The following is a 12,475-nucleotide window of genomic DNA, read 5'->3' as shown; positions in this document are numbered from 1 at the left end:
ATTGATGTCGACGGTTAGACCGCTATCGCGAGCAGGCTCGCTCCCACATTGAACAGTGTTACTCGTCGTTCTCGTGGGTCAGTTCCAGCACCCGGTCGACCAGTTTGTTGATGCCGGAAGCGGCCTCGCTGATCGATTGCGCCAGCATGTACGCCGGGGTGCTCACCAGCTTGCGCGCCTTGTCTTCGACGATGTCGGTCACTGCGCACTCGGCATGGGTGGCGCCCATCTTGTTCATCGCGGCAGCGGTATCGGCATCGTTGCCGATGGTGCAGGTCACACCCGGACCGTAGATTTTTGCGGCCAGGGCCGGCGAGATGCAGATCAGCCCCACCGGTTTGCCGGCTTCGGCGAACGCTTCGGTCAACGCCAGGACGTCAGGCTGAACGCTGCATCCGGCGCCTTCGACGGCAAAGTTCGACAGGTTCTTGGCCGACCCGAATCCGCCAGGAACGATCAGCGCATCGAAGTCTTCGACGCTGGCTTCACGGATATCCTTGATGTTGCCCCGGGCGATCCGCGCCGATTCCACCAGCACGTTGCGCGCCTCCGGCATTTCTTCGCCGGTCAGGTGGTTGATCACGTGCAATTGCGCGATATTGGGTGCGAAACACTGCACCTGGGCGCCGCGTTGGTCCAGCCGCAGCAGGGTGATCACGCTTTCGTGGATCTCGGCGCCGTCATACACGCCGCAGCCGGAAAGGATCACTGCAATTTTTTTGCTCATGGGCTTTTCTCCAGATTCATGGCGTTAAATGTCCACTAATTTGTCACTCGTTGCCATAGGGTTAATACGCGGCTACACCTAATCTCTGCTGAACGATTCTGATCAGGGCGCGTCATGGACTTCATTCTGTATGCGGTGCCGTTTTTCTTTGTGCTGATTGCGGTCGAGTTGCTGGTCGACCGTTGGCGCGGGGAGAGCAATTACCGCGTGGCAGACGCGATCAACAGCCTCAGTACCGGCGTGCTGTCGACCACCACGGGCCTGTTGACCAAAGGCGTCGGCCTGGTGACGTATGCCTTCGCCCTGAAGCACCTGGCCGTGATTGAATTGTCGGCCGACAGCGTCTGGGTCTGGGTGTTTGCTTTTGTCTTCTACGACTTCTGCTACTACTGGCTGCACCGCATGGGCCACGAGCGCAACATCCTCTGGGCCGCGCACTCGGTGCATCATCAGAGCGAGGATTACAACCTCTCTACGGCCTTGCGCCAGACCAGCACCGGGTTTCTGTTGAGCTGGATTTTCTACCTGCCCATGGCCGTGCTCGGCGTTCCGCTGGTGGTGTTCGTCAGCGTTGCGGCACTGAATCTGTTGTATCAATTCTGGGTGCATACCCGGCACATTCCCAAGCTTGGCTGGTTCGAGTGGTTCTTCGTCACGCCGTCCAATCATCGGGCTCACCATGCACAAAATGCTCTCTACATGGATCGCAACTACGGCGGGGTGTTCATTACTTGGGACCGTCTATTTGGTTCGTTCCAGGAAGAGGACGACAACGAGCCGGTAATTTTCGGCGTGACCACACCGCTGGCGAGCTGGAATCCGTTGTGGGCGAACGTGCAGTTCTATGCGCAGCTATGGGATGACGCCCGGCGCGCCGAAAACGGGTGGGACAAGCTGCGGATCTGGTTCATGCGCACCGGTTGGCGGCCGGCAGATGTGGCGGCCAAGTACCCGATGAACAAACCGGACCTGAGCCAATTCCGCAAATTCGAAGTGCCGCTGGATGGACGCCAGCAATGGTATGTGGCGCTGCAATTTTGCGTCTACATCGCCTTGGGCAGTTACTTGATGAACCTGGAACAGAGCCTGCCGACTTCGGCTCTGGTGTTGGGTTGGAGCGCCGTGACACTGGGGCTGTTTGTGTTGGGCGCGGCCCTGGAAAATCGCCCGCAGGCATTGAAGCTGGAGCTGTTGCGGCTGGCGTCCAACCTGCCGCTGGTATGGCTGGCGCCAATGGTCGGGTTATGGCCGGGCAGTGTAATGGGCAGCGCGATGGGCTGGGTGGGGCTGCTCAGTTACAGCCTGCTCAGCGGAATCGGTCTCTACTGTTGTAGAAACCGCTTCACTCGATGGGCGTCGTAGGTTCGCTGGACTTGGCCTGTTCGGCTTTCAATGCTTGCTCGTCGGCGTAGATCTTCTTCGCCAGACGGGCATTCTTGAAGCGCCGCCGCAGCCACAGGCCAAAACCCAGTACCAGCAGAGCGCCCAGCACCCACAGTTCATACTTTTTGACGCTGCCCAACATGCCTTCGAGCACTGCGCCGAAGTGATAGGCGGCGGAAGCCAGCGCGGCGGCCCAGATGGCTGCGCCAATCCCGTTGAGCAGCAGATAACGTCCCGGCGGATAGCCCGACAGACCGATCGCCACCGGCATCACGGTGCGCAGTCCATAGACAAAGCGGAAGCTCAGCACCCAGATGTCCGGGTGCTTGCGAATATGTTCCAGCGCCCGATCACCCATCAGTTGCCAGCGCGGTTTGCGGGCCAGCAATTTGCGCCCGTGCTTGCGTCCCAGGAAGTACCACAGCTGATCGCCGGCATAACTGCCGAGGAATGCCACGAGCATCACCACCTTGATATCCATGTATCCACGGAACGCGAGGAAGCCTGCGAGCACCAGAATGGTTTCGCCTTCGAAAAACGTGCCGAGAAAAAGGGCAAAGTAGCCGAAGTCATGTAGGAATTGTTGGAGCATTGTCTGGGTGCTGGCGAAATGAACGCGCAGCCTAACCCTTCGTGCACATTCATGAAAGTGTCCAAATGTGTCTCGACGTGAACATTTCCTACAAGGACAATGGAATGCGGCTATAGGGGTGCACATAACTGTAATACGTTAGTCATAATGTCTGCTTATAACTGTCACGCTCGCCCGCCAGCGCGGGCTCAGGAGTCTGCCGTGAGCTTTACCCCCGCCAACCGTTTGTTTCCTGCAACCCGCCTGCGTCGCAACCGTCGTGATGATTTCTCGCGTCGACTGGTCCGTGAAAATGTACTGACCGTCGACGATCTGATCCTGCCGGTGTTCGTGCTGGACGGTGAAAACCGTCGCGAAGCGGTGGCCTCGATGCCGGGCGTTGAACGCCTGACCATCGACCTGTTGCTTGAAGAAGCGGCCAAATGGGTTGAACTGGGGATTCCGGCGCTGGCATTGTTCCCGGTGACGCCACCAGAGCTCAAATCCCTGGACGCCGCTGAAGCGTGGAACCCCAACGGCATCGCCCAGCGTGCTACTCGTGCCTTGCGCGCGCAGTTCCCTGAACTGGGTGTGATCACCGACGTCGCCCTGGACCCGTTTACCACCCACGGGCAAGACGGCATTCTCGACGAAGAAGGCTACGTGCAGAACGACATTACCGTCGACGCACTGGTTAAACAGGCCTTGTCCCACGCCGAAGCCGGCGCTCAGGTGGTGGCCCCGTCGGACATGATGGACGGTCGCATCCAGGCAATCCGCGAAGCGCTGGAACTGGCCGATCACGTCAACGTGCGAATCATGGCCTACTCGGCCAAATACGCCAGCGCCTATTACGGTCCGTTCCGCGATGCGGTGGGCTCGGCGCTGAACCTGGGCAAGGCCAACAAGGCCTCGTATCAGATGGACCCGGCCAACAGCAACGAAGCTCTGCACGAAGTGGCGGCGGACTTGTCAGAAGGCGCGGACATGGTCATGGTCAAGCCAGGCATGCCGTATCTGGATATCCTTTACCGGGTCAAAGAAGAATTTAAAGTGCCGACCTTTGTCTATCAGGTCAGTGGCGAATACGCCATGCACATGGCAGCGATCCAGAATGGCTGGTTGAGCGAAGGGGTTATCCTCGAATCCCTGACCGCTTTTAAACGTGCAGGCGCTGATGGCATCCTGACTTACTTTGCCGTCCGTGCTGCTCAATTGTTACGAGAGCAAAAATAGCCCTCCCAGGAACATTCGATGAATACCGAAGGACTCACTGAAGTTGCCGTAAAAGACGCTCAACCTGTGGTGGAGCACATCGCCGAAACCCCGCCGGAGCTGGAGCCTGCTCCTCCCGCGGTGGTGGCCGAGCCCGCTGTGGCGGCGCCAGCGATTGCGATTCCCGGCCTGGATGACAGCAGCCTGTACATCCATCGTGAGCTCTCGCAACTGCAGTTCAACATCCGCGTGCTGGAACAGGCGCTGGATGAGTCCTACCCATTGCTGGAGCGGCTGAAGTTTCTGCTGATTTTCTCCAGTAACCTGGACGAGTTCTTCGAGATTCGTGTAGCCGGCCTGAAGAAGCAGATTACCTTCGCCCGTGAACAGGCCGGCGCAGATGGCTTGCAACCGCATCAGGCCCTGGCCCGCATCAGTGAGCTGGTGCACGGCCACGTCGATCGCCAATACGCGATCCTCAATGACATTCTGTTGCCGGAACTGGAAAAACATCAGGTCCGTTTCATCCGTCGTCGCTACTGGACCACCAAGCTCAAGACTTGGGTTCGTCGTTATTTCCGCGACGAGATTGCGCCGATCATCACCCCGATCGGCCTCGACCCCACGCACCCGTTCCCGTTGCTGGTGAACAAGAGCCTGAACTTCATCGTCGAGCTCGAAGGCATCGACGCCTTCGGTCGCGACTCTGGTCTGGCTATCATTCCGGCGCCGCGTCTGCTGCCGCGGATCATCAAAGTGCCGGAAGAAGTCGGTGGCCCGGGCGACAACTACGTGTTCTTGTCGTCGATGATCCACGCCCATGCCGATGATCTGTTCCAGGGCATGAAGGTCAAGGGCTGCTATCAGTTCCGCCTGACCCGAAACGCCGACCTCTCGGTTGACACCGAAGATGTAGAAGACCTGGCCCGCGCCCTGCGCGGCGAGTTGTTCTCCCGTCGCTACGGTGACGCAGTGCGGCTGGAAGTGGCCGACACATGCCCGAAACACTTGTCCGATTACCTGCTCAAGCAGTTCAACCTGCACGAGACCGAGCTGTATCAGGTCAACGGTCCAGTCAACCTGACCCGGCTGTTCAGCATCACTGGCCTGGACAGTCATCCGGAGCTGCAATACACCCCGTTCACCCCGCAGATCCCGAAACTGCTGCAAAACAGCGAGAACATTTTCAGCGTGATCAGCAAGCAGGACATCCTGCTGCTGCACCCGTTCGAATCGTTCACCCCGGTGGTCGACTTGCTGCGCCAGGCGGCCAAGGATCCACACGTGTTGGCGGTTCGTCAGACGTTGTATCGCAGTGGCGCCAACTCCGAGATTGTCGATGCGCTGGTGGACGCTGCGCGTAACGGCAAGGAAGTGACGGCGGTAATCGAATTGCGTGCGCGGTTCGACGAAGAATCCAACCTGCAACTGGCCAGCCGTCTGCAAGCTGCCGGTGCGGTGGTGATTTATGGCGTGGTCGGCTTCAAGACCCACGCCAAGATGATGCTGATTTTGCGTCGTGAGGCTGGCGAGATTGTCCGCTACGCCCACTTGGGTACAGGCAACTACCACGCGGCCAACGCCCGTCTGTACACCGACTACAGCCTGCTGACCTCCGACGACGCCTTGTGCGAAGACGTCGGCAAACTGTTCAGCCAGTTGATCGGCATGGGTAAAACCCTGCGCATGAAGAAACTGCTGCATGCGCCGTTCACGCTGAAAAAGGGCATGCTCGACATGATTGCCCGGGAGACGCAATTTGCTCTCGATGGTAAGCCGGCGCACATCATCGCCAAGTTCAACTCGCTGACCGATCCGAAAGTCATCCGCGCGTTGTACAAGGCCAGTCAGTCTGGAGTGCGTATCGATCTGGTGGTGCGCGGCATGTGCTGCCTGCGCCCGGGCATCGCCGGCGTCTCCCACAACATCCACGTGCGCTCGATCATCGGACGCTTCCTGGAACACACCCGGGTCTTCTACTTCCTCAATGGCGGTGAAGAGCAGATGTTCCTGTCCAGTGCCGACTGGATGGAGCGCAACCTAGACAAGCGCGTCGAGACTTGCTTCCCGGTTGAAGGCAAGAAGCTGATTTTGCGGGTCAAGAAAGAGCTGGAGCTCTATCTCACCGATAACACCCACAGCTGGAGCCTGCAGGCGGACGGTCGCTACATTCGCAACACGCCGACCGGCAACCAGAACCCGCGCAGTGCCCAAGCAACCTTGCTTGAGCGTTTGGGCAGCCCGATTCTGGCTGTTCGTTAATGCCAGCCTCCCGGGTAGCCAATCAAGGGCTGCCCGGGCTCTTCAATCCTGATGAATTCCCCTGTAGGAGCTGCCGAAGGCTGCGATCTTTTGATCTTGGAGCCCATTCAGACAAGGAGTTGTCTGTGGGAAAGATCAAAAGATCACAGCCTGCGGCAGCTGCTACGGGATTTTCGGTAGCCTTCTGATTAGCGGACGTTCAGCACGAAGCTGACGCGGGTCAGCCACTCGGCTTCCAGGGCGAAGTCGGCCTGGGTCAACTGGTTGTCGTCCAGCCAGTTCTCCGGGAACAACACATCCAGGCTGTGGCCGCTGGCGTGCAGTACGACTTGTGGCATTTCCTGGGTGCCGCGAATGTGATGGAACAGAATCGCAAAACGCAGCAGCACGCACAGGCGAATCAGCTTGATGCCGTCGTCGCCGAAGTCGGCGAACTTGTCCTTGGGAATGTTGCGTCGGTGGCCACGCACCAGCAGCGCGAGCATTTGCTGGTCTTCGCGGGAGAATCCGGCCAGGTCCGAATGCTCGATCAGGTAGGCGCCGTGCTTGTGATACTGATAGTGGGCGATGTCCAGGCCCACCTCATGGACCTTGGCTGCCCAGCCCAGCAATTCGCGCCAGACACCGTCGTTCAGGTCCCAGTCTTCGGCCACTTGATCGAAGGCATGCAGCGCCTTGCGTTCGACCCGCGCGGCTTGTTCCAGATCGACGTGGTAACGCTCCATCAGCGAACTGAGCGTACGCTCACGGACGTCTTCATGATGATGACGGCCCAGCAGGTCATAGAGCACGCCTTCACGCAGGGCGCCTTCACAGTGATCCATGCGCTGCAGTTCGAGGGAGTCGAAGATCGCTTCGAGAATCGCCAACCCGGCGGGGAAGATCGCTCGGCGGTCGGGCTTGATGCCTTCGAAATCGATTTTCTCGGCATCGCCGAGTTTGAACAGCTTGCGCTTGAGCCAGGCTAGGCCTTCGGCATTCACTTCGCCAGTGCCATGCCCGCCGGCCTTCAGTGCCAGACCAATGGCGCGAATGGTGCCCGAGGAGCCGATGGCTTCATCCCAGGTCAGGCGGTGCAGGGCGTGTTCGATACTCATGATCTCCAGCCGCGCCGCGGTGTACGCCTGGGCGTAGCGGGCCGGGGTGATCTTGCCATCCTTGAAATAGCGCTGGGTGAAGCTGACGCAGCCCATTTGCAGGCTTTCACGCAACAATGGCTCGAATCTCTGCCCGATGATGAATTCAGTACTGCCGCCGCCGATGTCGGCCACCAGGCGCTTGCCCGGGGTGTCGGCGAGGGTATGGGAGACGCCGAGGTAAATCAGGCGCGCTTCTTCACGGCCGGAGATGACTTCTACCGGATGGCCGAGAATTTCTTCGGCGCGACGGATGAATTCGGCGCGGTTACGGGCTTCGCGCAGGGCGTTGGTGCCCACGATCCGCACGGTGCCGGGCGGCATACCGCTGATCAGTTGGGCGAAACGCTTCAGGCAATCGAGCCCGCGCTGCATGGATTCTTCGCTGAGTTGACGTTCTTCGTCGATGCCGGCGGCCAGCTGAACCTTCTCCCCGAGACGTTCGAGAATCCGGATTTCGCCGTTCCGGGCCTTGGCCACGACCATGTGAAAGCTGTTGGAGCCCAGGTCGATTGCGGCGATCAGGGACAGATTCTTGGCTTGGGATAGCGGCATGGTCAGGGGGTCTCGGTCGATAACCCCGACATCGTGCCACGATCAAACGCTGCCGCCAACGCGTAGGTGACCGCTTTGCGGTCAATCGCGAGCAGGCTCGCTCCCACAGGATTCCATGTTGCCTTCAATCTTGCGGCTGACACAGAACCAATGTGGGAGCGAGCCTGCTCGCGATGACGGTCTCAGAGACGCCGCGCATTCCTCAGCCCGCCTCAACGGTGCCAATAAAATTCGCCAGTTCCGCCGTCTGCGGGTTGGCAAACAACACCTTCGGGTCCCCCACCTCATGCACCTTGCCATGGTGCATGAACACCAATTTGTCCCCCACCTCCCGGGCAAAGCGCATTTCATGGGTGACCATGATCAGCGTCATGCCCTCCTTGGCCAGTTGCCGGACCACGCTCAGCACTTCGTTGACCAGTTCCGGATCCAGCGCCGAGGTTATTTCGTCACACAGCAGCACTTTCGGTGACATGGCCAGCGCGCGAGCAATCGCCACCCGCTGTTGCTGCCCGCCAGACAACCGATCCGGGAACGCATCAAACTTCTCCCCCAGCCCGACCCGTTCCAGCATCTGCCGCGCCAGCTCGGCGGCTTTGGCTTTCGGCACTTTCTGCACCACTTGCGGCGCGAGCATGACATTTTCGCCCACGGTCAGGTGCGGGAACAAATTGAACTGCTGGAACACCATCCCGACTTTCTGCCGCAGGCTGCGCAGGTCGGCGCGGGCGGCGTCGAGGTATTCGCCATCGACTTCGATCACGCCGTCATTGATCGACTCCAGACCATTGAGGGTGCGCAGCAAGGTGGATTTGCCCGAGCCACTGCGGCCGATGATCGCCACCACCTGGCCTTCCTCGACACTGAGGTCAATGCCTTTGAGCACATGCTGGTCGCCGTAATATTTATGCAGGGCGGAAATTCTAAGCAGAGGCATGCAGTCTCCTTTCCAGGTAGCGCGCACTGAGGGACAAGGGGTAGCAGAGCAGGAAGTAACCGAGCGCCACCAAGCCGTAAACCATGAAGGGCTCAAAGGTCGCGTTGGCGAGCATGCCGCCGGTCTTGGTCAGTTCGGTGAAGCCGATGATCGAGGTGACGGCGGTGCCTTTGACTATTTGCACCGAGAAACCCACGGTTGGCGCCACGGCGATGCGCAGGGCTTGCGGCAGGATCACGTAACGCAATTGCTCCAGCGGATTGAGCGCCAGGCTCGACGAGGCTTCCCACTGACCGTTGGGGATCGAGTCGACACAACCGCGCCAGATCTCCGCCAGGTAAGCGCTGGTGAACAGCGTCAAGGCAATCGCCGCGGCCATCCACGGCGAAATCTCCACACCGGCCAATGCCACGCCGAAGAACACCAGAAACAGCTGCATCAACAGCGGCGTGCCCTGGAACAGTTCGATGTAGGTGCGGGCGAAGTTGCTGGGCAGGGATTTTTTTGATATCCGCATCACCATGATCAGCAAACCGATCAGCCCGCCGCCGATAAACGCCACCAGCGACAACGCCAAGGTCCATTGCAGGCCCGTGAGCAGGTTGCGCAAGATGTCCCAGAAGGTGAAATCGCTCATTGGCTGGTCCTTGCACTGCTTCTCGATATAAACCGGCGGCCGATCCAGTTCAGCAATTGGCGGATCAGCACTGCCATGCACAGGTAGATCAATGTGGTCAGGGCATAGGTTTCAAAGGCGCGGAAGTTGCGCGATTGAATGAAGTTGGCGGCGAAGCTCAGCTCTTCGGTGGCGATCTGCGAACAGACCGCCGAGCCGAGCATCACGATGATGATCTGGCTGCTCAGGGCCGGCCAGACCTTGCCCAGCGCCGGCAACAGAACCACGTGGCGGAAGGCTTCGAAGCGAGACATCGCCAGTGCGGCTGCGGCCTCCAGCTGCCCGCGAGGGATCGCTTGAATGCCGGCGCGGATGATCTCGGTCGAATAGGCACCAAGGTTGATCACCATCGCCAGCACCGCCGCCTGCCATTCGGAAATCTGCAGACCCAGCGATGGCAAACCGAAGAAGATGAAAAACAACTGCACCAGGAATGGCGTGTTGCGGATCAACTCGACGTAAACCCCGAAAATGCCGGCGAACGGGCGGATGTTCCACGCCCGCACCAGCGCTCCGACAATGCCCAGGCCGACCCCAAGCACCGCGCCAATGGCTGTCAACTCAAGGGTGAACAGCGCACCGCGCAGCAGCAGGTCGGTGTTTTCCACCACCGGCAAGAAATCGAACTGATAAGCCATAAATCGTCTCCCGCGCGAACGATCAGAGATCGGCCGGCAGCGGCTCTTTCAGCCAGGTTTGCGAATTCTTTTCCAGCGCACCGTCAGCCTTGGCCGTGGCGAGGATGTCGTTGACCTTGCCCAGCAGCGCTGGCTCGTTCTTGTTCACGCCGACGTAAACCGGCGAGTCCTTGAGTTTCACTTTCAGGGCTGGCACGCGTTTCGGGTTTTTCTCGCTGATCGCCACCATCACCACGTTGCCGCTGGCGATCAGGTCAACCTGGCCGGCGAGATAGGCGGCGATAGTCGAGTTGTTGTCTTCGAAGCGTTTGATGGTCGCGCCTTCGGGGGCGACTTTGGTCAGTTCGATGTCTTCGATGGCGCCACGGGTGACGCTGATGGTTTTGCCCTTGAGATCGTCCAGGCCCTTGATGGCGGCGTCTGGCGGGCCGAACACGGCGAGGTAGAACGGTGCGTAGGCGCGGGAGAAGTCGATGACCTTCTCGCGCTCGGGGTTCTTGCCGAGGCTGGAAATCACCAGATCGACCTTGCCGGTGGTCAGGAACGGAATGCGGTTGGTGCTGTTGACCGGGGTCAGTTCGAGTTTGACCTTGAGTTGGTCGGCCAGCAGTTTGGCGGTGTCGATGTCCAGGCCCCGAGGTTTCATGTCCGGGCCGACCGAACCGAACGGCGGGAAGTCCTGGGGCACCGCGACTTTGAGGGTGCCGCGTTTGACCACATCTTCCAGACCGTCGGCGTGGGCGAGTGCCTGGCTCAGCATCAGGCTTGCGAACAGGGCTTTGATGAGGACGCTGTAACGCATGGTCATGGCAAATCTCCGGATCGGCGGGAAGTGATTTCTGCGAATCGACAGAGCACGGGCCATGCCAAGATTAGATTTTGGGGGGCGCAGGCCACGGTTTTACTGGTGTCGTTCGGTCTTACTGGTCTGAACAGTTGGGTGGCATTTCGCACCCTGATGGCGCACCCGCGAAAATCCCCGAACCCCCATGGGGCACGACTTGCCGGACGTCGCGAATAGCTTTACAACTAGCCGCTCATTGGCCTGGTTCGTCTGAAAAAACCATGAACTCGATCTCCCGCGCCGTACCCGAAGTGGCGCTGCAAGCCATCCGCAAACTGATCACCGAGCAGGGTTTCGGGGCGGGTGACGCCTTGCCCTCGCAACGGGACCTGGCGGTGCAATTGGGGGTCAGTCGGGCGTCATTGCGTGAGGCGTTATCGTCCCTGAGTGCGCTGGGTGTGATCAGTGTCCAGCCGGGCAAGGGCGTGTTCGTGCAGGCACCGGTCGATCTGCCTCGCAGCGATGCGACGGCGGGCTGGCCGTTCGCGGCCCAGGCATCGCCGCTGGACATCTTCCAGTTGCGCTACGCGCTGGAAGGTTTTGCCGCCGGGCTGGCAGCCGTGACCCTGAGCACCGATGAGCTCGATGCCCTGGAAGACAATGTCGCCGCCATGCGCACCGAGTTGCGCGCCGCCGACTTCGATGCAGCGGCGCGACTGGATTTCGAGTTTCACCGGCGCATTCTTCTCGCCAGCGGCAATCAGGCGATGCTGAGCATCCTGACGGCCAGCGCCGACATCTTCCTGGAAAGCCAGAAGCTACCATTCATCCGGGCCGAACGGGCCATGGAAACCTGGCAGGAACACCGTAAAATCCTCCGCGCGCTGGCGCGTCGGGCCTCTGGTGCCGCGCAGAAGGCTATGCAAGAGCATGTGCGCAACGCCGCCCTGCGCACCGGAATCGCTTTCGTCGCTCCCGCCACCTCATGACTTGAGCTATACCCAAACTCATGGGCCACCATAGCGAGACTCAATCATCTGCGGCTTCCTGAACACGGGAAGGGCGGCTATGATGGGCCACGTTTTTTATTGCTTACAACCCGGAGACATCCATGAGCAGCGATCTTATCAAGCACGTCACCGACGCTAACTTCGAAGAAGAAGTACTGAAGGCTGCTGGCCCTGTGCTTGTTGACTACTGGGCTGAGTGGTGCGGCCCTTGCAAAATGATCGCCCCGGTTCTGGACGAGATCGCTGGCACCTACGCTGGCAAGCTGACCGTTGCCAAGCTGAACATCGACGAAAACCAGGAAACCCCGGCCAAGCACGGCGTACGTGGTATCCCGACGCTGATGCTGTTCAAGAACGGCAACGTCGAAGCCACCAAGGTCGGCGCGCTGTCGAAGTCGCAACTGGCTGCTTTCCTCGACGCCAACATCTAAGCGTTGTTATAAAGCGTCATGAAAAGGCCCCGCATTATGCGGGGCCTTTTCGTTATTGAGGGCTAGACGCTCCGAAACTCAGGTGTTACATTCGGCCCCGCACTGGTTTCTCCACTGCCCCCTGCTAGCCGTCGCCGACGCACTCCTTTT

At 59.6% G+C, this 12,475-nt stretch carries 12 protein-coding genes; 5 read left to right on the top strand and 7 right to left on the bottom strand.

Annotation, left to right across the window (positions count from 1 at the left end):
- Nucleotides 1-58: 58 nt before the first annotated feature.
- Complete coding sequence (gene elbB, locus ACYZT2_RS27725; protein ID WP_052964543.1) at nucleotides 59-727, bottom strand: isoprenoid biosynthesis glyoxalase ElbB; 669 nt, start codon at nucleotides 725-727, stop codon at nucleotides 59-61.
- Between the two features lie 114 nt (nucleotides 728-841).
- Here elbB and ACYZT2_RS27720 point away from each other — a divergent pair, with 114 nt between their 5' ends.
- Nucleotides 842-2,089: a sterol desaturase family protein gene (locus ACYZT2_RS27720; RefSeq protein ID WP_461969024.1), complete on the top strand. Its 1,248-nt coding sequence runs from the start codon at nucleotides 842-844 to the stop codon at nucleotides 2,087-2,089.
- On the opposite strand, the gene ACYZT2_RS27715 is transcribed toward ACYZT2_RS27720, so the two are convergent.
- Nucleotides 2,070-2,702, bottom strand: coding sequence for a DedA family protein (locus ACYZT2_RS27715; RefSeq protein ID WP_461969022.1), 633 nt, complete (start codon nucleotides 2,700-2,702; stop codon nucleotides 2,070-2,072). The genes ACYZT2_RS27720 and ACYZT2_RS27715 overlap by 20 nt on opposite strands.
- A gap of 201 nt (nucleotides 2,703-2,903) precedes the next feature.
- Between ACYZT2_RS27715 and hemB the strand changes: the two genes are divergently transcribed.
- Together hemB and ppk1 are read left to right on the top strand one after the other, a co-directional pair.
- Nucleotides 2,904-3,917, top strand: a complete 1,014-nt coding sequence (gene hemB / locus ACYZT2_RS27710) for a porphobilinogen synthase (RefSeq protein WP_008150323.1) — start codon at nucleotides 2,904-2,906, stop codon at nucleotides 3,915-3,917.
- An 18-nt stretch (nucleotides 3,918-3,935) separates the two neighbouring features.
- Complete coding sequence (ppk1, locus tag ACYZT2_RS27705) at nucleotides 3,936-6,158, top strand: polyphosphate kinase 1 (RefSeq protein ID WP_461969020.1); 2,223 nt, start codon at nucleotides 3,936-3,938, stop codon at nucleotides 6,156-6,158.
- Nucleotides 6,159-6,346: 188 nt separating this feature from the next.
- Here ppk1 and ppx read toward each other — a convergent pair whose 3' ends face one another.
- From ppx to ACYZT2_RS27680, 5 genes are all read right to left on the bottom strand, one after another.
- Entirely contained in the window at nucleotides 6,347-7,849 is a 1,503-nt protein-coding gene (gene ppx / locus ACYZT2_RS27700; protein WP_461969018.1) for an exopolyphosphatase, read from the bottom strand.
- A 202-nt stretch (nucleotides 7,850-8,051) separates the two neighbouring features.
- On the bottom strand, nucleotides 8,052-8,786 hold the full coding sequence (locus ACYZT2_RS27695; protein WP_461969016.1) for an amino acid ABC transporter ATP-binding protein: 735 nt from the start codon (nucleotides 8,784-8,786) through the stop codon (nucleotides 8,052-8,054).
- Nucleotides 8,773-9,423, bottom strand: a complete 651-nt coding sequence (locus ACYZT2_RS27690; RefSeq protein WP_461969014.1) for an amino acid ABC transporter permease — start codon at nucleotides 9,421-9,423, stop codon at nucleotides 8,773-8,775. The genes ACYZT2_RS27695 and ACYZT2_RS27690 overlap by 14 nt, the downstream gene beginning before the upstream one ends.
- Nucleotides 9,420-10,100, bottom strand: a complete 681-nt coding sequence (locus tag ACYZT2_RS27685) for an amino acid ABC transporter permease (protein ID WP_461969012.1) — start codon at nucleotides 10,098-10,100, stop codon at nucleotides 9,420-9,422. The genes ACYZT2_RS27690 and ACYZT2_RS27685 overlap by 4 nt, the downstream gene beginning before the upstream one ends.
- A gap of 22 nt (nucleotides 10,101-10,122) precedes the next feature.
- Nucleotides 10,123-10,908 (bottom strand): transporter substrate-binding domain-containing protein, encoded by a 786-nt coding sequence (locus tag ACYZT2_RS27680; protein ID WP_461969010.1) that lies wholly within the window; start codon nucleotides 10,906-10,908, stop codon nucleotides 10,123-10,125.
- Between the two features lie 257 nt (nucleotides 10,909-11,165).
- On the opposite strand from ACYZT2_RS27680, the gene ACYZT2_RS27675 reads away from it, so the two are divergent.
- Both ACYZT2_RS27675 and trxA read left to right on the top strand, forming a co-directional pair.
- Nucleotides 11,166-11,873, top strand: a complete 708-nt coding sequence (locus ACYZT2_RS27675) for a FadR/GntR family transcriptional regulator (protein ID WP_461969008.1) — start codon at nucleotides 11,166-11,168, stop codon at nucleotides 11,871-11,873.
- Nucleotides 11,874-11,995: 122 nt separating this feature from the next.
- Nucleotides 11,996-12,325 carry a thioredoxin TrxA gene (gene trxA, locus ACYZT2_RS27670; RefSeq protein ID WP_007899382.1) on the top strand — a complete coding sequence of 110 codons (330 nt, stop codon included), beginning with the start codon at nucleotides 11,996-11,998 and terminating at the stop codon, nucleotides 12,323-12,325.
- Nucleotides 12,326-12,475 lie beyond the last annotated feature (150 nt).

Source organism: Pseudomonas sp. MDT1-85, from assembly GCF_054898065.1.
Note: the sequence above shows the minus strand (reverse complement) of the source record. Positions and strands in the feature narration are given on the sequence as shown.